The sequence below is a fragment of the Lamprobacter sp. genome, from assembly GCF_034860625.1.
GTDB lineage: Bacteria > Pseudomonadota > Gammaproteobacteria > Chromatiales > Chromatiaceae > Lamprobacter.
In genome coordinates this window covers 58,745-81,044 of record NZ_JAYESN010000002.1, presented here as the reverse complement: position 1 = coordinate 81,044, position 22,300 = coordinate 58,745, and the positions used below count along the sequence as shown (strand labels likewise).

Annotated in this window: 23 protein-coding genes; 17 read left to right on the top strand and 6 right to left on the bottom strand. The window is 60.9% G+C overall.

Going from position 1 to position 22,300, the window contains the following annotated elements; all coding sequences use genetic code 11:
* Positions 1–39 precede the first annotated feature (39 nt).
* Positions 40–1,335, bottom strand: coding sequence for a dicarboxylate/amino acid:cation symporter (locus VBE63_RS00955; RefSeq protein WP_323681109.1), 1,296 nt, complete (start codon positions 1,333–1,335; stop codon positions 40–42).
* A gap of 206 nt (positions 1,336–1,541) precedes the next feature.
* Between VBE63_RS00955 and VBE63_RS00950 the strand changes: the two genes are divergently transcribed.
* Positions 1,542–1,877, top strand: a complete 336-nt coding sequence (locus VBE63_RS00950; protein WP_323681108.1) for a hypothetical protein — start codon at positions 1,542–1,544, stop codon at positions 1,875–1,877.
* A gap of 10 nt (positions 1,878–1,887) precedes the next feature.
* Here the strand turns inward: VBE63_RS00950 and VBE63_RS00945 are convergent, their stop codons facing one another.
* Both VBE63_RS00945 and crtD read right to left on the bottom strand, forming a co-directional pair.
* Entirely contained in the window at positions 1,888–2,739 is an 852-nt protein-coding gene (locus VBE63_RS00945) for a carotenoid 1,2-hydratase (protein WP_323681107.1), read from the bottom strand.
* 74 nt (positions 2,740–2,813) lie between these two features.
* The gene (gene crtD / locus VBE63_RS00940; protein WP_323681153.1) at positions 2,814–4,316 is read right to left on the bottom strand and encodes a 1-hydroxycarotenoid 3,4-desaturase CrtD; all 1,503 of its coding nucleotides are present in this window, start codon (positions 4,314–4,316) and stop codon (positions 2,814–2,816) included.
* Positions 4,317–4,508: 192 nt separating this feature from the next.
* On the opposite strand from crtD, the gene VBE63_RS00935 reads away from it, so the two are divergent.
* The 15 genes from VBE63_RS00935 to pufA (VBE63_RS00865) all read left to right on the top strand — a co-directional run bounded on the left by VBE63_RS00935 (position 4,509) and on the right by pufA (VBE63_RS00865) (position 17,632).
* Positions 4,509–5,402, top strand: coding sequence for a polyprenyl synthetase family protein (locus VBE63_RS00935; protein WP_323681106.1), 894 nt, complete (start codon positions 4,509–4,511; stop codon positions 5,400–5,402).
* Positions 5,403–5,411: 9 nt separating this feature from the next.
* A complete protein-coding gene (locus tag VBE63_RS00930; RefSeq protein WP_323681105.1) occupies positions 5,412–6,539 on the top strand; it encodes a methyltransferase in 1,128 nt (375 codons plus the stop codon).
* 201 nt (positions 6,540–6,740) lie between these two features.
* On the top strand, positions 6,741–7,685 hold the full coding sequence (gene bchC / locus VBE63_RS00925) for a chlorophyll synthesis pathway protein BchC (protein ID WP_323681104.1): 945 nt from the start codon (positions 6,741–6,743) through the stop codon (positions 7,683–7,685).
* Positions 7,686–7,695: 10 nt separating this feature from the next.
* Entirely contained in the window at positions 7,696–8,670 is a 975-nt protein-coding gene (locus tag VBE63_RS00920; protein ID WP_323681152.1) for a chlorophyllide a reductase iron protein subunit X, read from the top strand.
* Between the two features lie 109 nt (positions 8,671–8,779).
* Positions 8,780–10,261 (top strand): chlorophyllide a reductase subunit Y, encoded by a 1,482-nt coding sequence (gene bchY, locus VBE63_RS00915; RefSeq protein WP_323681103.1) that lies wholly within the window; start codon positions 8,780–8,782, stop codon positions 10,259–10,261.
* Positions 10,261–11,763 carry a chlorophyllide a reductase subunit Z gene (gene bchZ, locus VBE63_RS00910; protein WP_323681102.1) on the top strand — a complete coding sequence of 501 codons (1,503 nt, stop codon included), beginning with the start codon at positions 10,261–10,263 and terminating at the stop codon, positions 11,761–11,763. The genes bchY and bchZ overlap by 1 nt, the downstream gene beginning before the upstream one ends.
* A gap of 918 nt (positions 11,764–12,681) precedes the next feature.
* A complete protein-coding gene (gene pufB / locus VBE63_RS00905) occupies positions 12,682–12,825 on the top strand; it encodes a light-harvesting antenna LH1, beta subunit (RefSeq protein WP_323681101.1) in 144 nt (47 codons plus the stop codon).
* Between the two features lie 93 nt (positions 12,826–12,918).
* Complete coding sequence (gene pufA, locus VBE63_RS00900) at positions 12,919–13,119, top strand: light-harvesting antenna LH1, alpha subunit (RefSeq protein WP_323681100.1); 201 nt, start codon at positions 12,919–12,921, stop codon at positions 13,117–13,119.
* 111 nt (positions 13,120–13,230) lie between these two features.
* Complete coding sequence (gene pufL / locus VBE63_RS00895; protein WP_323681099.1) at positions 13,231–14,055, top strand: photosynthetic reaction center subunit L; 825 nt, start codon at positions 13,231–13,233, stop codon at positions 14,053–14,055.
* A gap of 12 nt (positions 14,056–14,067) precedes the next feature.
* A complete protein-coding gene (pufM, locus tag VBE63_RS00890; protein ID WP_323681098.1) occupies positions 14,068–15,051 on the top strand; it encodes a photosynthetic reaction center subunit M in 984 nt (327 codons plus the stop codon).
* Positions 15,048–16,538, top strand: a complete 1,491-nt coding sequence (gene pufC, locus VBE63_RS00885; protein WP_323681097.1) for a photosynthetic reaction center cytochrome PufC — start codon at positions 15,048–15,050, stop codon at positions 16,536–16,538. Before pufM ends, pufC begins: the two co-directional genes overlap by 4 nt.
* An 88-nt stretch (positions 16,539–16,626) precedes the next feature.
* On the top strand, positions 16,627–16,770 hold the full coding sequence (pufB, locus tag VBE63_RS00880; RefSeq protein WP_200344979.1) for a light-harvesting antenna LH1, beta subunit: 144 nt from the start codon (positions 16,627–16,629) through the stop codon (positions 16,768–16,770).
* A gap of 82 nt (positions 16,771–16,852) precedes the next feature.
* The gene (pufA, locus tag VBE63_RS00875; RefSeq protein ID WP_323681096.1) at positions 16,853–17,044 is read left to right on the top strand and encodes a light-harvesting antenna LH1, alpha subunit; all 192 of its coding nucleotides are present in this window, start codon (positions 16,853–16,855) and stop codon (positions 17,042–17,044) included.
* 173 nt (positions 17,045–17,217) lie between these two features.
* Positions 17,218–17,361, top strand: a complete 144-nt coding sequence (gene pufB, locus VBE63_RS00870) for a light-harvesting antenna LH1, beta subunit (RefSeq protein WP_200344977.1) — start codon at positions 17,218–17,220, stop codon at positions 17,359–17,361.
* Between the two features lie 91 nt (positions 17,362–17,452).
* Positions 17,453–17,632 carry a light-harvesting antenna LH1, alpha subunit gene (gene pufA, locus VBE63_RS00865; RefSeq protein ID WP_323681095.1) on the top strand — a complete coding sequence of 60 codons (180 nt, stop codon included), beginning with the start codon at positions 17,453–17,455 and terminating at the stop codon, positions 17,630–17,632.
* Between the two features lie 97 nt (positions 17,633–17,729).
* Here the strand turns inward: pufA (VBE63_RS00865) and VBE63_RS00860 are convergent, their stop codons facing one another.
* The 3 genes from VBE63_RS00860 to VBE63_RS00850 all read right to left on the bottom strand — a co-directional run bounded on the left by VBE63_RS00860 (position 17,730) and on the right by VBE63_RS00850 (position 20,230).
* A complete protein-coding gene (locus VBE63_RS00860; protein WP_323681094.1) occupies positions 17,730–18,044 on the bottom strand; it encodes a hypothetical protein in 315 nt (104 codons plus the stop codon).
* A 10-nt stretch (positions 18,045–18,054) separates the two neighbouring features.
* The gene (locus VBE63_RS00855; protein WP_323681093.1) at positions 18,055–18,870 is read right to left on the bottom strand and encodes an undecaprenyl-diphosphate phosphatase; all 816 of its coding nucleotides are present in this window, start codon (positions 18,868–18,870) and stop codon (positions 18,055–18,057) included.
* A 190-nt stretch (positions 18,871–19,060) separates the two neighbouring features.
* Positions 19,061–20,230 (bottom strand): alkaline phosphatase family protein, encoded by a 1,170-nt coding sequence (locus VBE63_RS00850; RefSeq protein ID WP_323681092.1) that lies wholly within the window; start codon positions 20,228–20,230, stop codon positions 19,061–19,063.
* 109 nt (positions 20,231–20,339) lie between these two features.
* Between VBE63_RS00850 and uvrC the strand changes: the two genes are divergently transcribed.
* A complete protein-coding gene (gene uvrC / locus VBE63_RS00845) occupies positions 20,340–22,163 on the top strand; it encodes an excinuclease ABC subunit UvrC (protein ID WP_323681091.1) in 1,824 nt (607 codons plus the stop codon).
* The last annotated feature ends 137 nt before the right edge of the window (positions 22,164–22,300 follow it).

Below are 22,300 nucleotides of genomic sequence, written 5' to 3'. Positions count from 1 at the left end.
AGGCGGGTTGGCGTGCGCTGGCGTTGACTGGCGAGGCGATCAGGCGGTGACTCGCCGCGGCAGATCATCTTCGAGGATGTCGACTTCCCCTTCGGACTTGGCGATGATCACGGCGCCGGCCGAATCGCCGGCGACATTGACCGCGGTGCGCGTCATATCGAGGACGCGATCAACCGCCAGAATCAGACCGATGCCCTCGAGCGGCAGACCGACGGCGGAGAGGATGATGGCGATCGCGACCAGGCTGGCAGCGGGGATGCCGGCAACGCCGATCGAGGTCATCAGAGCGAGCAGTACAATGGTGAATTGGGTGGCCAGACCGAGCTCGATGCCGTAGGCCTGGGCGATGAACAGAACGGCGACACACTCATAGAGCGCGGTGCCATCCATGTTGACGGTCGCGCCGAGGGGGAGGACGAAGCTGGTGATCTTGTTCGAGACGCCGGCGTTCTTCTCCACGCACTCCATGGTCAGCGGCAGGGTGGCCGAGGAGGAGGCGGTTGAGAAGGCGGTTAACAGGGCCGGGCTGACGGCGCGATAGTGGCGCAGCGGGCTCACGCCGCCGAGGAAGCGCAGCAAGAGTGGCAGGGTGACGGCGATATGGATCGTGAGGGCCAAAACGACAGTGAAAAAGAACTGCGCGAGGGGCACGAAGGCCTCAAGGCCGGTGCTGGCGACCGTCTTGGCAACCAGGGCAAAGACGCCGATCGGCGCAAAGACCATGACCAGATCGGTGATCTTCATCATGATCTGGAGCATGCCGTTGAAGAAGTTGTATTGGGCCTCGGCGTACTGGTTGGCGATGCGGGTCATGAAGAACCCATAGAGGATGCTGAAAAAGATCAGTCCGAGCATCTGTCCCGAGCTTGCGGCGGCGATCACATTCGTCGGCACCATCCGTAAGAAGATGGCGACAATGTCGTCAGCACCCTTGTCGGCGAATTGCGCTTCAAGCTCGTCGGCATTGGCACTGAGGCCAAACACCTCCTCAGCCGTGCCCTCGACAACGCCAGGCTGGATCAGATTGACGACCGCCAAGCCGACGAGGATCGCCAAGAAGCTGGTGAGCGCATAGTAGCCAATGGTCTTGCCACCCAAGCGACCAAGGTTGTCTGATTCGCCGATGCTGGCGACGCCGACGATGATCGAAGAGACGATCAGTGGCACGATCAGCATTTTCAATGCGTTGAGGAAGAGCTGGCCGATGAAGTCGAAGATGGCGTAAAAGGTGACGCCAAACAGATGGCCGTCCTCGCCAACGATCGAGCCAAGGATGACCGCGAGGGCCAGGGCGATCAGGATCTGCCAGTGCAGCTTGAGTTTCAGGAAGGCCATATCGGTGCTCGGGAATTCTCGATATTCAGCAATCGCGAACTGATGATACTATCAACGGCTTGGGTGTCGATCCATTACTCGCGTCAGACTTGAACGCGGTGACCCTGGATGCGTGCAGCTGCCCCGCATTCCTTGGGCTGTGCGTCGGATATCCCGTCGCGCGTTCCCGATGAAGCCGGCGATCGGCGTCGAGAGAAAACACCAACATGCATTTTCGCGTCTATTATCTGATTAACCGTTCTGGCGAGCGCGTCTCGTCGAAAAGCGCGGTCGAAATGACCCCTAAGGCCATCTGCGAGCAGATGCTCGACCGGCTGCAATCCGAGGATGATTACCTCGGCATCCTGGATGCCGACGACAATGCCTTGCAGGTCCTCCCTGAGCCAGACCAGCACCGCTATTACGTGGAAGTCCCATTAGATGCGGCTAAGGCGTCCTATGGGCGCTATGTGAATCGTGAAGAGCTCGAGACCCTGATCCAAGCGCTACCAAGCCGAATCGATGAGCGCAGCATCCCTGGCCTCAGCTACCGACCCTGGTAGGCCGCGCTGCTCAGCCTCGGCCTTGATGGCCGGACGTGATGCGCGGCATCCGAAATGGCAGCAGCATCTGCACCCAGGGGGAGGCGAAGCGTGTCAATGAGAGGCTCTCGTGAAAGGCTGTAACGCGCTCACCGAGTAGGCTGGTGCGCAGCATCGAGCGGGCGTAGAACGGGGTATCTTCAAGTGTCTCGAGGATCTCAGCGCCTTGCTTGGGGTCGGCCTGGGTTGCGCGCGGAATGCGCCACCATGGGGTTGTCTTGAGTGGCGTTCGCGGCGGTGGCTCGAACGGCGCTGCCGCACCGCGGTCATCGAAGCGCAATGCCAGCGCGCGTTGCGTCCCATCGAGGAAGGTCATGTCGTAGAGCACCGCTGAGCCCTGCCTGAGCTTAGTGCGCGACCAGTCCCATTGGCGGAAGCCATGCTCGAGTGGCTCGTCACCGTCATTGCTATCCAGGTAACCGTTTCCCGACCAGCGCAGCCCTGGATGGCTCAACGCGACCTCGACTCGGGATTCCGGGGCAATCGGCCACCAGCGGTGGCGCCCTTCTGGATCGAGCGGGGTGCGCTGCTTGGTCAGGGCGCGCGGATGCACCCGCACCTGGCCACGGATGCGCTTCGGCAGCGGGGCGCCGCGCTCATCGATATGAACGGTGAGAGTGTTGCCGTCCCAGAGGACGCTGCTCGGGCCGATCATCAGGGTGTCAGCGCTGCGATAGAGCTGTTGGCGCCCGCGCTCGGTCATCGCCCAAGCGCGCCGATCTTTGCCATAGAGGGCGACGTTGATCGCGCAGAAGTGCTCGGGATCAGCAAGTGCGCTGCGTCGCGCCCAGGCGTAATAAGGCGAGAAGACGCTCCCGATCATCGCGATGATGGTGATGCCGTACTCAGCGTCGTCGCTCAGTGCATCGACATACCACCAGTGATAGGCATTGTTGGTTAACGCCTGATCGAAACGCGGTCCGCCGTCAAGCTCGCCGCCGCTAGTCGTCCGGACAGCGCTGCCATCGGCACCCCCGGCCCTGGATGCGTGCTGCCGCCCGCTAGGTAGAGCCCCGGCACCTTGGTGCGCGCTCCCGGTCGAGAGAACGAGGCCATCCAGCCATGGGAAGCGCGGCCATAGAGTGCTCCGCCGGTGGCGGGGAAGAGTCGCTCGAACATGGCGGGCGTCGTCACCTGGGTCTGCGCTGGGTCCAGCTGAATCTTCAGGCCACAGCGTTCCAATAGGGCAAAGGTGCTCTGCGCGCATTGATCAATCTCTGAACGGTGGAAGGGGTGGGTATCGCCGATCGCCGGCGCGTTGACCAAGCAGAGCAGACGCTCGGCGTCATTGGGTGCCGGTCCGTCGTGCGCATCGCGGTCTTGGGCACAGATGTAGACGGTGGGCGCGCGCGGCAGGCGCTTGCGGTTCAAGATATCGTCAAATTCAGCCTGATAATCGTCTGAAAAGAAGACTGTATGCCGACTCAGCGGAAAACCATCGGTCTTGGCGACGAGGTTCCAGGTGATGGCCGAGAGCGAGCGTTCGGCTGCCGGCGTCGGCGGCACCGCGCGCCGAATGCGATGGCCGAATAGACCAGCCGCCACGGCGTTGGTATCGCCGTTGATGATGACTGCGTCAGCGGGGATGCGCTCGTCGTTGGCGAGCCTGACCCCGTTGACACGGCCGCGCTCGAGCTCGATCTCATCGACCTGCGCATGGTAACGGAAGCGCGCGCCGAGCCGCCCTGCAAGACGGGCGAAGGCTTGCGCAAGCTGATGCATGCCGTCTTTGACGAGCCAAACCCCGTCTTGCTCGACATGGGCCACCAGCATCAGGGTGGCAGGCGCGGCATAAGGCGAGGAGCCACAGTAGGTTGCGTAGCGTCCAAATAGTTGGCGCAGGCGTGGGTCGTGGAAGTGCTGGCTGAGCGCAGACCACAGGGTTGCGAAGGGCTTAATGTTGATGAGTCCGCCAAGTCCGCCAGGACCAACCCGCCGCACCAGCCCAACCGGGCTCGGTCGTGTGGCGCTGATAAAGGGCTCCTTGAGCGTGCGATAGATGGCCTTGGCATCTTCACTGAAGGCGAGAAAGCGCTCCCGCTCCGCCGGACCCGCGAAGGCGGCAACAGCATCGGCAGAACGCTCGAGGTCGGCGAACAGATCCAGGCGTTGATCTGCACTCCAAGCGTGCCGCGCCAAGACATCGGCCTTTTCGAGCGCGACCTCGGCCTCGAGCGAGGTGCCCGCTGCCTCGCAGATGGCCTCAAAGACCCAGCGCATGGTGAAGACCGTTGGGCCGGCGTCGATACGCCGATCGCCGACAGCGATCTCTCGCAACTTGCCACCGGGCCCACCGGCGCGCTCGAGTACCGTGACATCGAGTCCGCGCGCAGCCAACTCGATGGCCGCCGTCAACCCGCCGATGCCGGCGCCAACAATTACAACTCGATCCGTTCGCACACTCAACCTCGCGCCATTTTGGCCCGCTGAGCTCGCTTTCGACGCGAGAGTTGATCCCGGTCGTTTGACGCTCTTGGGGCAGCTGTCTATCTTACACGCCTCAACCGGGTGGATAGGCCGCTAAAGTCCAGGCTTTAGTGCCCTGGAGCCAGCGCCCTAAACACCAACCGAATGCGATGGGGACATACTCTGATGGATGTCTTGCAGCGGATTGAGCAGGCCCTTGAGGCTGCCGTCACCAAGGGCATGGGTGACGACTCGCCGCCCATGTTGCAGCGAGCCGTGCGTCATGCGGTGCTGACGCCGGCCTCGCGCGTCCGTCCGCGCCTCTGTCTGGCCGTTGCCATGGCCTGCGGCGATGATGAGCCTGCGGTCAGTGATGCGGCTGCGGTGTCGTTGGAACTGCTGCACTGTGCCTCGTTGGTACACGACGATCTGCCCTGCTTTGATGATGCCGATACGCGCCGCGGTCAACCCACGGTGCACCGCGCCTTTGGTGAACGGCTTGCGGTGCTCGCTGGGGATGGGCTGATCGTCCTGGCCTTTGAGAATCTCGCTTGGCACACGTTGCGCCATCCAGAACGTCTTGCTCCGCTCCTGATGATTGTGGGTCGCGCAGTCGGTCTCAAGGATGGGATTGTCGCTGGCCAGGCCTGGGAGTGCGAAGAGCAGGTCGATCTGAGTGAATACCATCGGCAGAAAACGGCGGCCTTGTTTGCGGCAGCCACTGAGGCCGGCGCCGCAGCGGCTGGGCGAAATCCCGCGCCATGGCGGACCCTTGGGGCCATGCTCGGAGAGGCTTATCAGGTAGCGGATGATTTACGGGACGTTGCCGGTGATGCGGAGGCGTTGGGCAAACCGGTGGGTCAAGATGCGGCCCATGGTCGCCCGAGTGCGGTCGCTGAACTTGGGGTGGACGGGGCGCTAGGGCGCTTGGTTACGCTAGTGGTCGAGGCGGTGGAATCGATTCCATCCTGCCCAGGCGACGAGAAGCTCCAAGCGTTGGTGATTGGCGAGATGCAGCGCCTGCTGCCGCCGCCTATGGCTGACGACTTCATGCGCCAGCTCAGCGCTGCACGCGGTTAGGGCCAGTCCATGGGGCTCGGGCTCGACTGGCGAGATTGGCGCAATCGGCTCATTGCGCGCCCTGGCTTTCAGCGGTGGGCAGCCGATTTTCCGCTCACGCGTCCCATCGCGCAGCGCCGCGCGCAAGCGCTGTTCGATATCACCGCGGGGTTTGTCTACTCCCAGATCCTCTATGCTTGTGTCGAGCTTGACCTCTTCGATCAGCTGGAAGCGGGTCCACAGGCGTTGAGCGCGCTGGCAGCCAAAATGGACATGACCGAGCAACAGGCCGATCGCCTGTTGCGCGCAGCGGTGGCGCTGGATCTCATCGAACGCCGCGGTGTCGATGCCGCTGGCTCGCCGCGTTTCGGTCTCGGTCGTCACGGTGCAGCGATGCTTGGCAATCCCGGTATTGCGGCGATGGTCAAGCATCATCGGATGCTCTATCGCGATCTCGATGACCCGCTCGCACTGCTCCGTGGCGAGAAGGCCGTGACCGAGCTTGGTCGCTATTGGGCCTATGCGAGTTCCGTCGATCCGGCCCAGGAGGGCGATGCCTCGGTTTCGGAGTACAGCGAGCTGATGAGCATCTCCAATGCCTTCGTCGCTGGTGATCTGCTTGATGCCTACTCGCTGAAGACTCACCGCTGCCTGATGGATGTCGGCGGTGGCCAGGGGAATTTCTTGTTGGCGGCGGCGGAGCGATGGCCGCATCTGCGGATTCGTTTATTTGATCTTCCCGCGGTTGCCGCGCGTGCTGAGCAGCGCTTTGACAGGCTTGGTTTTGGCGATCGCGCTGCGACCTTTGGCGGCGATCTCATGAGTACGCCGCTGCCCAAAGGGGCGGATATCTGTTCTCTGGTGCGGGTGGTGCATGATCACGATGATGATCAGGCAATGCAGATCCTGCGCGCGGTGCGCTCGGCATTGGAGCCGGGTGGTACGCTGTTATTGGCCGAGCCAATGGCTGAGACCCCGGGCGCCGAGCCGATTGGTGATGCCTACTTTGGGCTCTATCTATTGGCCATGGGCACTGGCCGGCCAAGGCCGCCCTCTGAGCTGAAGGCGATGCTGCAAGAGGCTGGCTTTGGCCGGGTTCAGTTGCGGCGAACCCGGCGCCCAATGCAGACTCGGTTGCTGGTCGCGAATGCGGCCTAATCCTGCGGTAAGTCAAACGCAAGGGTTGCCGCTAGGCCCTTGATGCCCTCAAAGTGTAAATGTTACTTGACATCAAATCGAGTCAAGCTAGACTGACACTTGCTTTCTGAATGGCCTAAGCACTTGAATTGCGTCATCCATTGACAGAATCTCATCCAACCTGCACTGATTGCAACGCATCTCGTGAACGCTACTGCTGACATGTCCGCCTTCGCCGTCGTCCTCGATCAGCCGCGCCAGCTTGTGGTGAAGCGCTTAGAGCTGACAGCGGCAGGCGATGCCGACTGCGTCGTCGATATCGCTTTCAGTGGTATCAGCACGGGCACCGAGCGGCTCTTGTGGACCGGACGCATGCCGCCGTTCCCGGGTATGGGGTATCCCTTAGTGCCGGGCTATGAGTCGGTTGGACGGGTGACAAAGGCCGGCGTCGACAGCGGTCGCAGCGAGGGCGAACTTGTGTTCGTGCCCGGCGCGCGCTGCTATGGCGACGTCAACGGCCTGTTCGGCGGCGCCGCGTCGCGGGTTGTGGTACCCGGCGCGCGGCTGCTACCGATCCCTGGCGACCTAGGCGAGCAGGGCGTGCTCATGGCACTGGCAGCGACCGCCCATCATGCGATTGCCGGTGATGGCAAGGCCTGCCCGGAGCTCATCGTCGGCCACGGCGTGCTCGGGCGCCTGCTGGCGCGCATTGCCATTGCGCTTGGTGCGTCACCGCCGATGGTGTGGGAGACGAATCCCCAACGGGCCGCTGGCGCGTTCGGCTATGATGTGGTTGATCCCCAGAAGGATAGCCGCGTCGATTATGCCGTCATCTGCGACGTGAGCGGCGATAGCGCGCTACTCAACCCGCTCATTGCGCGTCTGGCACGCGGGGGCGAGATTGTCCTGGCTGGTTTCTACGAGGCGCCGCTCTCGTTTGACTTCCCCCCCGCCTTCATGCGAGAGCTCCGTCTGCGTGTCGCGGCTGAGTTCCGCGAGCCGGATCTGATCGCTGTGCGCGGTTTGATCGAGGCCGGAGCCCTCTCATTAGAGGGACTGATCACGCATCGCTATGCTGCCACCGAGGCGGCGACCGCCTACGAGACGGCCTTCGATGATCCGACCTGTCTGAAGATGGTTCTCGATTGGAGAGGAATGAATGGCTAACGCCTCCGCCATGTCCGCTGCTGTGAACATTGGTTTGCCTGAGCAATCAACCGCCTTGTCGACGGCATCACCGACGATCAAGCAGACCCAGATCATCGCGATCTACGGTAAGGGTGGTATCGGTAAGAGCTTTACGCTAGCCAACCTCTCTTACATGCTCGCGCAACAGGGCAAGAAGGTATTACTGATCGGCTGTGATCCAAAGAGCGACACGACTACGTTGTTGTTTGGTGGCAAGGCCTGCCCGACGATCATCGAGACCTCGTCCAGGAAGAAGGCCGCTGGCGAGCAGGTCGCCATCGGCGATGTCTGCTTCAAGCGCGATGGCGTGTTCGCGATGGAGCTCGGTGGACCGGAGGTCGGTCGTGGCTGTGGTGGCCGCGGGATCATCCATGGCTTCGAGATCCTCGAGGGCCTGGGCTTTCACGAGTGGGATTTCGACTATGTCCTGCTCGACTTCTTGGGCGATGTGGTCTGTGGCGGCTTTGGCCTGCCGATCGCCCGTGATATGTGCCAGAAGGTGATCGTCGTCGGCTCCAATGACCTGCAGTCGCTCTATGTGGCCAACAACGTCTGCTCCGCGGTCGAATACTTTCGTGGGCTAGGCGGTAACGTCGGCGTGGCTGGCATCGTCATCAACAAGGATGATGGCACCGGTGAGGCGCAGGCTTGGGCGAAGAAGGTCGGCATTCCGGTGCTGGCATCGATTCCAGCGGATGACGACATCCGGCGCAAGAGCGCGGCCTATCAAATCGTCGGCATGCCCGGCGGCACCTGGGCTCCCCTGTTCGAAGAGTTGGGGGCGAATGCGGCCGAGGCGCCACCCCTGCGAACCCAACCGCTGAATCAGGACGAACTGCTCAATCTCTTCTCCAGCGATGCGGTCGGGCGTGACGTGGTGCTCCAGCCGGCAACGATCGAGGATATGTGTGCTGCAGGGAGTCTCGATAAGCCGTCACTGGAAGTTGTCTACGACGAGGCTTGACCCAGCCTGCTGTCGGCAGCTTTTGAGTCCTAGCTTTGAGCCCAAGCCTTGAGCCCACCAGCCTTGAGTCCAAGAGAATCGCGTGCAAACAGAGTCTTCGGATCATCCTATGAGCGATGACGCACCGCTCGGTCATGAGGGAAACGGCTGCCATGCAGGCGCCGATGAATTGCGTCGAGCCGCGGAAGCGGCGGGTAAGAGCGATGTGCTACGGCGCTTGGCGACCGACTATCCCACCGGACCACATGATCAGCCCCAAACGATGTGTCCGGCCTTTGGGTCTCTGCGTGTCGGTCTGCGGATGCGCCGCACCGCCTCCGTCCTCTGCGGCTCGGCCTGCTGTGTTTACGGGCTGAGCTTCACCTCGCACTTCTATGGTGCGCGGCGCAGTGTTGGCTATGTCCCTTTCGATTCTGAGACCCTGGTCACGGGCAAGCTGTTCGAGGACGTGCGCGAGGCCGTCCAGCAGCTCTCAGACCCGAGCAAGTACGACGCGGTGGTGGTGATGAACCTCTGCGTGCCGACCGCTTCGGGCGTGCCGCTGCAGTTGCTGCCGAAGTCTCAAAACGGTGTGCGCATCATCGGTATCGACGTGCCAGGCTTCGGGGTGCCGACCCATGCCGAGGCCAAGGATGTACTGGCTAGTGCCATGCTGCGCTATGCGCGTGGAGAGGCCGAGCAAGGGCCGGTGCAAGCACCGCGCGGCGGGCGCAGCGAACAACCCACGGTGACACTGCTCGGCGAGATGTTCCCGGCTGATCCTGTCGGCATCGGTGCCATGCTCGCCCCCTTGGGGCTGGCCACCGGGCCGGTGGTGCCAACGCGTGAGTGGCGCGAGCTCTATGCTGCACTCGATTGCGCCGCGGTCGCGGCGATCCATCCGTATTACACCGCCTCGATCCGTGAGTTTCAGAAGGCGGGGCGGGCTGTGGTCGGCTCCGCACCGGTCGGCTATGATGGCACTGCGGCCTGGCTCGAGGCCATTGGCGCGGCTTGCAATGTTGCGGCGGACAAGATTAGCGCGGCCAAGAACGCCTTCTTGCCGGCGATCAAAGGGGCCATGTCCAAGGCGCCGATTGACGGCACCATGACGGTCTCCGGTTACGAGGGCTCGGAGCTGTTGGTTGCGCGCCTGCTGATCGAGAGTGGGGCGCGGGTTCCCTATGTCGGCACTGCGACGCCGCGCACGCCTTGGTCTGACCCTGATCGGGAATGGCTCGAGTCGAAGGGTGTGGTGATTCAGTTTCGTGCGGCCTTGGAGCAAGACAAGGCGGCGGTCGATGCGGTGAAGCCCGATCTGGCAATCGGTACCACGCCGGTTGTCCAGCATGCGAAGGAGCAGTCGATCCCATCGCTTTATTTTACCAACCTGATCTCAGCGCGACCGCTGATGGGGCCGGCTGGGGCCGGCTCTTTGGCGCAGGTGGTGAATGCCGCGCTCGCGAGTCAGGCCAGGTTTGATCGGATGACCGCGTTCTTCGCCGGCGTTGGCGAAGGGGATACTGCCGGGGTCTGGGATCGACAGCCAAGCCCGCGTCCAGGCTCGGGTAAGCCGCTGCGCAAGGCAGCGCGTTCGGGAGGGCAGGGCTGATGTTGATCCAAGATCTCGACCGCGCAGGCGGCTACTGGGGCTCGGTCTACGTGTTCACGGCGGTCAAGGGGCTGTCGGTGATCATCGATGGCCCGGTTGGCTGCGAGAACCTTCCCGTCACTGCGGTGCTGCACTACACCGATGCCCTGCCACCGCATGAGCTTCCCGTGGTGGTGACGGGTCTCGGCGAGCAAGAGCTTGGTCAGGATGGGACTGAAAACGCAATGCGTCGGGCCTTCTCGACCCTCGATCCCGAACAGCCCGCGGTGGTGGTCACCGGCAGTATCGCGGAGATGATTGGCGGCGGAGTGACGCCCTCCGGGACCCCGATCCAACGTTTCTTGCCGCGCACCATCGACGAGGATCAATGGCAGAGTGCCGACCGCGCCATTGTTTGGCTCTGGAGCCAATACGGCGCGGCGGCTGCTAAGAAGCGGGCGAAGGCCGCTGAGGCACAGCATCGCAAGCAGCCTAGCCAGCAGAATCAGCAGAGCAGTGAGCAGAGTGGCAGACCGCGAGTCAACATCATCGGGCCGATCTACGGGATGTTTAACACCTGGTCGGATCTGGCCGAGGTGCGGCGACTGATCGAGGGGATCGGCGCCGAGGTCAATATGACCTTTCCGCTTGGTACCCATCTCGATGAGATCCCGCGTCTGGCCGATGCCGAGGTCAATGTCTGCCTCTACCGCGAGTTTGGTCGAAAGCTTTGCGAGGCGCTGGAGAAGCCCTATCTGCAGGCGCCGATTGGGCTGCACAGCACCACTCAGTTCTTGCGTGCCCTTGGCCAGCTGCTGGGGCTGGACCCAGAGCCGTTCATCGAACGCGAGAAACACACCACGATTAAGCCGATCTGGGATCTCTGGCGCTCGGTGACCCAAGATTTCTTCGGTACGGCAAGCTTTGGCATCGTGGCGACCGAGACCTATACCCGTGGGGTGCGTCATTTCCTTGAAGAGGAGATGGGGCTGCCCTGCAACTTCGCTGTGCCGCGCCGCCCCGGTAAGAAGCCCGACAACGATGCGGTGCGCGAGGCGGTTCACGGGCGAACCCCGCTGATCCTCTTCGGTGGCTATAACGAAAGGATGTATCTGGCTGAGATTGGCGGACGTGCCGCCTTCATTCCGGCCTCGCTGCCAGGGACCATCATTCGGCGCCACACTGGGACGCCGTTCATGGGTTATTCCGGCGCGACCTATCTGATCCAGGAGGTTTGCAACGCACTCTTTGATGCGTTGTTCAACATCTTGCCGCTCGGTACTGATCTCGATCGGGTCGAGGCGACACCCTCACGCCTGCATCGCGAGCTACCCTGGGATACTGACGCTCAGCGTCTGCTCGACGAGATCCTCGAGGCGACGCCGGTGTTGACCCGAATCTCGGCCGCGAAGCGTCTGCGGGATGCGGCCGAGCGCGCGGCCCGTATCGCCGGAGAAGAGCGGGTCACTGCAGCGACGCTGCGTGAGACCAAAGACCAGCTCGCACGCGGAACGGCGGCCTGATGATCGTCTTCTAGGCCTTCAGAGTCTTCCAGCCCAGGGCCAGAAAACCTGGGTAGCGGCTACCTAGGCGCCTCAGAGGCTACTTCGACGTTGTTTAGATGGCCCCATTGATGAGCTTGCAGGCGATGTCGGCCTCCAAAAGAGGCCTTCTGGGCTCATCCTGCTCTCTGCTCTCTGCTCTCTGCTCTCTGCTCTCTGCTCTCTGCTCCTGCGCCTGTTGCGCCTGCTTTGGTCTCTTATCCGGCGCCTAGCCCTCGGTCTATACGCCTGCGTTTGCTTGTCGTCTTCCAACTTCCAACTCAAGCCTCGCCATATTCCGCCCCTGTCGGGCGATCTCTGTCCCCGTCTCCTGCGATACATCAATCGGAATGCTCACTGCCAACCTGTCCTGACACTCAATGTGTAAATTAGGCTTGACATAAGGCGTGGTCAGGCTAGACTGACACATAACTTCTTGGGCGCCTTCAGCTCCTAATCGCTAGGGCACCTGATCACAACCCAACCGAGTGAGCAGCCATCAGAACGCATATCCTGAGCGCATCGTCTGACATGTCTGCTTTCGTTGTCGAATGCACGCAGTCGTGGCGGCCTCTCTTTGGCTTGGCGCTGAGCTTGGCGGGCAGTGTGGGTGGAAGGGGTCTTGAGCAGGGTGGGGTGATGCAGTTCATGGCCACAATCCTGTTTGATCCAAGAAGTCAGCTTTTGCGTGGGCGGGGTCTCTGATGTGCCGTCCACGACCATTTATTAGGCTTGATCGTCAGTGGGCTATGGCCCCCGAGCGTGAGAGCCAAATGGGTATTCGCATCCTGCGGATGCCTGCAAGCGCTGGGGCGAAAGCAGCCGCGGCGTTTCCTGGTGACGCATACGTCATGCGCCAACGGCCGAATGGCCTAGTCAGCTGAACCGGAGGGTAACCCCATGGCAGATAACAAAAGTTTGACCGGATTGACGGAAGAAGAGGCTCAAGAGTTTCACGGCATCTTTGTGTCGAGCATGACCGCCTTCTTTGGCGTCGTTATTTTCGCGCATGTACTGGCCTGGCTGTGGCGCCCCTGGCTGTAGGCCACTCCCGCCACGCTAATGACTCAATCAGGGCATCGAGTGCGCAATCGCCTCTGATCCCTGCTCCCTAGCTGCTTACTGGAGATTCAAGTAATGAACGAGAAGCTTTACAAAATTTGGCTGTTGGTTCAGCCGACTACCGCATTGACCGCTCTAGGCGTGTTCCTGATCGTGCTTGGTTTGGCGATCCACATGATTCTGCTCAGCACCAATGATTTTAACTGGCTAGAAGACGGTATCCCGGCCGTATCCGCTCAGGCGTCCGCAGTGCAGGTCGTCCCGCAGCAGAGCTAACAGGGCCTATCGGATGACGGCAGCGCGGGTGCCAGCATGGCACCGCCTGCCGCCGATTTTGCTACGAGGAGGGCGCTTCTGCGCGTGCCTCCCCAGCAGAGGAAATCTTCAATGGCCATGCTGAGTTTCGAGAAAAAATACCGCGTTCGTGGCGGTACCTTGCTCGGGGGGGATCTGTTCGACTTTTGGGTGGGGCCGTTTTATGTCGGCTTCTTCGGAGTCTCAACAATCTTCTTCGCGACGCTTGGTACCCTGCTGATCATCTGGGGCGCGGCCATGGGGCCGACCTGGAATCCTTGGGAAATCTCTATTGCTCCGCCAGATCTAAGCTACGGGCTTGGAATGGCACCGCTCACGGAAGGTGGTCTGTGGCAATTTATTACCATCTGCGCGATCGGCGCCTTTGTCTCATGGGCGCTGCGTCAAGCTGAAATTGCTCGCAAGCTAGGTATGGGGCTACACGTTCCAGTGGCCTTTAGCTTCGCGATCCTTGCCTATGTCACGCTAGTTGTGATTCGTCCGGTGCTGCTGGGTGCATGGGGGCATGGCTTCCCATACGGCATCTTCAGTCACCTCGACTGGGTATCAAATGTGGGCTACCAATACCTGCATTTCCACTACAACCCGGCCCACATGCTGGCGATTACGTTCTTCTTCACCAATGCACTGGCGCTAGCCCTGCACGGCTCGTTGATCCTGTCGATGACGAACCCGCAGAAAGGCGAGCCTGTGAAGACCGGTGAGCATGAGAACACCTTCTTCCGTGACTTCGTCGGTTACTCCATCGGTGCGCTCGGTATCCATCGTCTCGGTCTGTTCCTCGCGATCAACGCGGCCTTCTGGAGCGCGGTCTGTATCGTGCTGAGTGGCCCGTTCTGGACGCGTGGCTGGCCAGAGTGGTGGAACTGGTGGCTCGAATTACCGTTCTGGTCATAAGAGGACACCAATATGGCTGAGTATCAAAACATCTTTACGCGGGTTCAGGTCCGCGAGCCCGGCTACCCAGGTGTCGAGCTTCCAGAAGGCAGTCTGCCGCGCCTCGGGAAACCGGTCTATCCCTGGTTCTCGTACTGGCTTGGTAAGATCGGCGACGCCCAAATTGGGCCGATCTATCTAGGATTTGCCGGTGTTGCGTCGTTGTTCTTTGGCTTCATCGCCATCGAAATTATCGGCTTCAACATGCTGGCTTCAGTTGACTGGAGCCCGATGCAGTTCCTGAAGAACTTCTTCTGGTTGGCGCTTGAACCGCCACCCCCGGCTTATGGGTTGAGTATCCCGCCGCTGGGTGATGGTGGCTGGTGGTTGATGGCTGGGTTCTTCCTAACGGCATCGATCATCCTCTGGTGGGTTCGGACCTACCAGCGCGCAATTGCACTGGGTACCGGTACCCACGTTGCTTGGGCCTTTGCTGCAGCGATCTTCTTCTATCTGACATTGGGCTTCATTCGCCCAGTGCTGATGGGTAGCTGGGGTGAGGCAGTGCCATTCGGGATCTTCCCGCATCTGGACTGGACAGCAGCCATTTCCATTCGCTATGGCAATTTCTACTACAACCCGTTCCATGCGCTATCGATCGCCTTCTTGTACGGCTCAGCAGTCCTGTTCGCGATGCATGGCGGCACGATCCTCGGCGTCTCCCGCTACGGTGGCGACCGCGAGATCGATCAGATCACCAGTCGTGGTACGGCGGCCGAGCGTGCAATGTTGTTCTGGCGCTGGACCATGGGCTTCAACGCGACGATGGAATCAATCCATCGCTGGGCTTGGTGGTTCGCGGTTCTCACGGTCATTACCGCCGGTATCGGGATTCTGCTGACTGGCACCGTGGTTGAGAACTGGTATCTATGGGGAATTAAGCACGGCATCGTGGCCCCTTATCCGTCGGAGATCACCGTCCAGGATCCGACCCTGCTGCAGGGGGTGTCGCAATGAAGGTCCTAAACCATAAGGCGGTCATTCTCGCAGTGTTGGGCGCTTCGGCGATCCTGACTGGCTGTGAGATGCCACCACCGGAAACGGTCCAGAACGGCTACCGTGGTCTGCAGATGCAGACCAACTATAACCCGCGTCTGTTGCAAGCTTCGCTCGAGGCCAACGTGCCGCCGGATCCAATCCCGGCAGCAGCCGAGGGTGGCCCGATGGCGAAGGACGTCTATAAGAACGTCCAGGTGCTTGGTGATCTGACGGTCAATGAGTTCAACCGGTTGATGGTTGCGTTGACCAACTGGGTTGCTCCAGAGCAAGGTTGCTACTACTGCCATGTCAGCGACGGCGGGTTCGAGGAAGATGGGATCTACACCAAGATCACCTCGCGCAAGATGCTGCAGATGACGCAGGACACCAATGCGCATTGGAAGGACCACGTGGCGGATACGGGTGTCACCTGCTACACCTGTCATCGGGGCAACCCAGTACCGGAATATGTCTGGGTTACCGATCCAGGTCCGGGTCAGCCGTCGGCATTGGCGCCAACGGGGCAGAATATTGCGGCGGCATCTGTTGCCTATGCGTCGCTGCCCTATGACCCATTCACGCCGTTCTTACTGCAAGATAACGACATTCGTGTCATTGGCGATACCGCCCTTCCACAGGGGAATCGCAGTTCGATCAAGCAGGCAGAATGGACCTATGGCTTGATGATGCACATGTCGGATGCACTCGGCGTCAACTGCACCTACTGCCATAATTCACGCTCGTTCTATTCTTGGGATCAGAGCACACCACAGCGGACTACTGCTTGGTACGCGATCCGTCATGTGCGCGAGTTGAATAACGAATGGGTTGTGCCCTTGACCGATATCTTGCCGGATTCGCGCAAGGGTCCACTAGGTGACGTCTACAAGGTGTATTGCGCTACCTGTCACCAAGGCGCTTATAAGCCGCTCTACGGTGCGCCAATGTTGAAGGACTATCCTGCGTTGCAGGGGCCAATCCCTGAGGGTGGCCTGGCCGCGGCAAAGGCTGTTGAGGAAGCGGCGGCACCTGCTGAAGAGACCCCGGCGGCTGAGGCTGAGGATGGCGCTCCAGTTGACGGAGCGGCACCCGCGGAAGAGGCGGCTATAGAGATGCCGGCTGAGGAAGCAGCGCCAGCGGAAGACGCAGCGACAGAGACGCCGGCTGAGGAAGCTGCACCAGCAGAAGCAGCCGCACCTGCGGAAGACGCAGCGACAGAGACGCCGGCTGAGGAAGCTGCACCAGAAGAAGCCGCCGCACCAGCGGAAGACGCAGCTGCAGAGGCGCCGGCTGAGGAAGCTGCACCAGCCGCCGAGGATGCAGCAGCGGTAGCTACGCCAGCCGAAGAAGCTCCGGCGCAGGAGCAGTCCCAGCAGAATCCGCCGCGGTTGCAATATCCGCCGCCGTCGATGATGCGCTATCCGCCGGCACCGCTGCAGTACCCGCCGGCTCCGCAGTCTCGGTAGGAATATTGAGGGTGATGGATCACCCCGCCCAACTGGGCGGCACAGATGGCCGCAAGGTCAAAACTGAAACACAATAGAGGTGATTCCCATGGCTGATAACAAGAGCCTGACTGGCCTAACCGAAGAAGAGGCCCAAGAGTTCCACGGTATTTTTACGTCAAGCATGACCGCCTTCTTCGGTGTCGTCATTTTCGCGCACGTGTTGGCTTGGCTGTGGCGTCCCTGGCTGTAAGCCGAAAGCGCGCCTAATCAGTTGTGATTTGGTGTGGTGTTTGCGCTAAAGCGCTATTCCACACCGTACTAGGAGACATTTCATGCATCGTATTTGGCAGCTATTCGATCCACGCCGCACCCTGATGGCATTGTTCAGCTTCTTGTTTGTGCTGGCTTTGCTGATTCATTTCATCCTGTTGGCGTCCCCGGACTTCAACTGGTTGGGAGGAAACTCGGTTCAGGCGCCTTCAACGAACATGTCGGCCATGCCGCCGGCACGGACGATGAATTAAGATCATGTGAGTGGTGATCATCGCCTAGCGATTGTCACCAGTGCACCCATTGTTGGTGCATGCTGTTACCGAGTGTTTATCTTGGTATAGCAAGCCCTAGAGGGCAACCCCGCCGCGGGGGTGTACGCGGACGATGGCCGAGAGGCCCTTTATGAAAACCGGAGGTTAAATCCATGGCTGATCCTAAGAGCCTGACCGGACTGACCGAAGAAGAGGCCCAGGAGTTCCACGGCATCTTCACGTCCAGCATGACCGCTTTTTTTGGTGTGGTCATTTTTGCTCACGTGCTGGCTTGGCTCTGGCGCCCCTGGCTGTAAAGAGCTGACGCGCTTGCGAACCTGGCATCGCGAGCACTATTCATGCAAATGGTGCTCGTCGACGTAGCGATTAACGCAGAGGAATTTCACTATGCATAAGCTCTGGCAAATCTTCGATCCGCGCCGCACCCTGGTGGCGATCGCTATTTTCCTGTTCATCCTTGGCTTGCTGATCCACTTCATCCTGCTAAGCACTGCGGATTTCAACTGGCTCGGCGACGGCATTCCTGCAGTCAGCCAAGTTGTTTCTCAGCAGCTCGGCCTCGTCTAGCGCATCGAGCTCGCTCGTTTCGCAGGGCATTCGCTGGGGTACGCGATAATGTGTGCCCCAGCGTAGCCAAGAAAAGGCAGCCGTATGGCTGCTTTTTTTATGGGCACTGTTTTTGCTCATCAGTGATCATCCTTCCCTTGGGATCGCGTTTTGGCCAGCGTCCCGCTAGGTCTAGGAGATGAGCGAGTAGCGCAAGACCGAGCGGGAGAGCAATCAAGACCCAATGCGCATTGGCGAGTGCTGCGCGCAGACTCAGGAGCAGCAAGAACCCTGCCGCTAGATTGGGTAATAGGTCGGTCAAATTGGGCGTTTGCTTGCCAAGCCGCTGCGCGAGTCCAAACACAAGTGCCTCGACCAGAACCAAAATCAAGATCAGGTCGATGATCCGACCGCTGGCAAAGAGTTCAACCATGCGTAACCCCTTAGAGTAAGACCAGCCAGAAGATGAACAGTCCGAGCAGCAGGCGATAGACCACGAAGGGAACCATGCTGATCCGCTCAATGAAACGCAGAAAGAAATGGATCGTCAGATAGGCAACGATAAAAGAAAGACCGGCGCCAAGCAGGAGCGGCCCCCAAGCGACGGGCTCAGGCGATGCGATCAATGCTTTGGTCTCTAAGAGTCCAGCGATCAGGATGGTCGGTATCGAGAGGAGGAAGGAAAAGCGCGAGGCTGCCTTACGGGTCAGTCCCAGGAACAGACCCGCGGTGATGGTGATGCCCGAGCGTGAGGTGCCAGGGATGATCGCGATAGCCTGAAAGAGGCCAATCAGCAAGGCACTGCGCCAGCCGAGTCTGTATTCGTCGCGCCTGCGCTTGCCGATACCATCGGCCAGCCAGAGCATTAGGCCGAAACCAATGGTCGTTCCCGCGATCACCAACTCGACCAGACGATCCTCCTCCCGAATGAACTCGAGGAGTGATTTGAGAGGGAGACCCAGTGCGAGGATAGGAAGGGTTGCGATCAGGATCATCCCTGCTAAACGGGCATCTTGATCGGCGAGCGAGCGCTGACGGATCGAACCGATGACGGCCAGCGTCATGGTTGCGAGCTCGTGGCGGAAGTACAGCATGACCGCAGCCAACGTGCCGACGTGAACGGCAACATCGAAGGAGAGGCTCTGGAGTGCGTAGCCAAAGACAAGTGGCGTGAGAATGAGGTGTGCAGAGCTTGAGATCGGCAGGAACTCAGTAAAGCCCTGCACCGTGGCGAGCAGAAGGATCTGGACAGCGTCCATTCGGCAAGTTCCTCAACAGCGGTTCGTGGTGAGCGGTTAGTGGCGAGCAAGGCGTGGCGAGCAAGGCGTCGGAGTGGGCGCCGGAGTAGAGCGTGGGGAGCGGGGCGAGAGTATAACGCGCTGCCGATTGCCGCAGTCACCCCGCTGTTGGCTATCGTTGGCTACAGCGGCTGATGACCGATCGCCTTGATCAGGCATCGAAGCGACACAGCGGCACCATCAGCTCGGCTGAGCTGAGGCCACCGTGGACGCCGATCTGTCGGAAGGGTTTGTCGCCGATCAACTGTTGATGGAGCACGGCCTGGTCGCGTGCGATCAGGCAATAATCGCCGATGCGTTCGTGCAAGCGCGGGTGAGCGGGTCCAAGCCCAAAGCATCCACGCGCGATCAGCGCTTCACTGGGGAAGAGCCAGAAATGCGACTCCAAGTGTTCGGAATAGAGCTGCTCGAACCGCGCGCGTTGATCTGGAACGAGGTAGCAATAGGCCGCCCGTGGCTCGCCGCAGAGGGGTATGCGCAGACAGTCAACCAGCTCGGGCTTGAGGCTGAGTTCAGTCAGCTGTGAGGGTTTGGTGTCGATTTGGCCATGATCAGCGCAGACCAGGAGCAGGGTGTCGCTGCCAGCGAGCCGTTGCATCAGCTGATGGATGCCTTGCTCGATGCTGCTGAGGTGAGCGATTGCCTGTGGACTCTCGATGCCATGGTTGTGACCTATGCGATCGAGATCAGGCCAATAGGCGTAAAGGATGGTTGGCTCGCGCGCCCGCTTCAGGGTCTTGGCGATTACTCGGAACATCTGCGGGAGCCCCTTGTAGGGGTGCAGCTGAGCCGGTCCGAGGTGGGCGAGGTTGTATGCTGAGCGGGCGATCGCGCGGGGTGAGACTACTGCGGATGCCCCGTTCAAGCAGGCGAAGAGCGAGCGATGGCGATAGAGCTGTTGGACATCGATGCCGGCCTGTCGATAGCCGCTGCCGCCATACCTGGGGGTGCCTGGCAACACGGCGAGCACGGCCCCAAGCTCGCTGAGCCACATATGCCAGCCGGTCATGGCATGCTGTTGCGGCGCATCACCCGTGAGATAGCTGGTGATTGCAGAGGCAGTGGTGGAGGGGAAGACCGATGTCAGGGCGCCGAGCCGATGCCGCACCAAGGGCCCATCAGGTGAGCGGCGCTGCAGCCAGTCGTCGCCGAGTCCGTCGATCACCAGCAGCACGAGATGACGTGCTTCGAGGAGCTCGGTCGCGGGCAACAACCGGGCCTCGGGATAGGGTTCTACATCGCCAGATCGATGCCCGCGTGCGCCGATTAGCGACTGCATCAAATTGACGATGCTGCCGCCTTGATAGTCTGGAAGGTGCATTCCAGCAGGATACGGGAGCGGCTGCGGCAGCACCAGTCTCGGGTTGCTGGCACCTCGGTATAATTGGCGCTCGGCCTTTTATCGCCCTCCATGACCTCAAGCGCGCCCTATGTCGTCCTTCGATCATCGCACCGCCCTGACTCAGATTCCAACCGATCCGGGTGTCTACCGCATGCTCGATGAGGCCGGCAGCCTGCTCTATGTCGGTAAGGCGAAAAACCTGAAGCGCCGCGTCAGCAGTTATTTCGGCCGCGCACTGAACCGGCGCCTGCAGGTGATGGTTGCGCAGATCGCCGACATTCAAGTCACAGTGACCCGTACCGAGGGTGAGGCGTTGCTGCTCGAGAGCGACCTCATCAAGACCTATCGTCCGCGTTTCAACGTGCTCCTGCGCGATGACAAGAGCTACCCGTTCATCTATCTGAGCACCCAGGATGCGTTTCCGCGGCTGTCCTTCTATCGTGGTCCGCGCAAGGGACCGGGTCGCTACTTTGGCCCCTATCCCAGTGCCTGGGCGGTGCGTGAGACACTGCAGCTGCTGCAGAAATTGTTCCCGGTGCGCCAATGCCGTGATAGCTTCTATCGCAGCCGGACACGCGCTTGTCTGCAGCACCAGATCAAGCGCTGCACGGGTCCCTGCGTAGGGCTTGTCCGCGCTGAAGACTATGCGATCGACGTCGAGGACAGCATCAAGTTTTTGGAGGGTCGCACCGACGAGGTGATCGCCGAGCTTGGCCAGCGCATGGAGCAGGCCGCATCCGCGCTCGAGTTCGAGCGTGCTGCGACGCTGCGCGATCAGATCGCGACCTTGCAGCGTATTCAGCAACGCCAATACGTCACGGCAGAGGGCGGCGACGTTGACATCGTTGCGGCGGTGGAGGAGGCCGGGACGGTCTGTGTTCAGGTCTTTTTCATTCGTGCCGGGCGCAACCTTGGCAACAAGGCCTTCTTTCCGCAGGTTCCCGACGATGCGGATCAGGCGGCGGTGCTCTCGGCCTTCTTGACCCAGTTCTACGTCGATAAGGAGATCCCGCCTGAGGTTCTGCTGAATGCTGAGCCGGACGAGGCCGAGTTCCTGACCGCAGCGCTCAGTGAACGCGCCGGGCGGCGCGTGTCGCTGAAGCATCGGTTACGCGCTGAGCGTGCGCGCTGGGTTGAGATGGCCGTCAACAATGCCGTGCTGGCATTGAAGACGCGGCTCAGCAGTCGTGCCGGCTATGCACGCCGACTCGAGGCATTGCGCGATCTGCTCGGTCTCGATGATCTTCCGCGGCGCATGGAATGCTTCGACATCAGCCACACCCGTGGCGAGTTGACGGTCGCCTCCTGCGTCGTCTTTGACGACCAAGGGGCGCGCAAGTCCGACTATCGACGCTTCAACATTGAGGGCATCACCCCAGGCGATGACTATGCGGCCATGGAGCAGGCGCTCCAGCGTCGTTACCGTCGGGTGCTGGCCGGAGAGGTGCCGTTGCCTGACCTGCTGTTAATCGATGGCGGAAAAGGCCAGCTCGGCGCGGTCGCGGCTGTGCTCGACGACCTCGGGATCGACGGGCTCAGACTGGTTGGCGTCTCCAAGGGGCCGGATCGCAAGGCCGGCGCTGAACAACTGTGGCTGGCCGAGGGCGGAACACCGATCATCGCCGGTGCTGATTCCCCAGCGCTGCATCTGGTGCAGCAGATCCGTGATGAGGCACATCGGTTTGCCATCACCGGTCACCGCCAGCGGCGTGATAAGGCACGCAAGACCTCGACGCTTGAGGAGATTCCGGGGGTCGGCCCGAAGCGCCGGCAGAATCTGCTCCGCGCCTTTGGCGGGCTGCGTGGGCTGGCGCGCGCAGCACCAGATGACATCGCTCGGGTTGATGGCATCAGTCAGGCCTTGGCACGCCAGATTCATGATGCCTTGCATGCGGAGCGCGAGCGGGCATGATCCTGGTCCGCTGTGAGTGCTATGATGAAGGGCTTTTATCGATTGCGATAGAGCGTCCTGTCACTGTTGTGCCTGGCTTGTGCTCGCCCGGTCGTCGGTTGATTTGAGCGCCGCTTGTTTTCTAGCGCTTTTCCCCG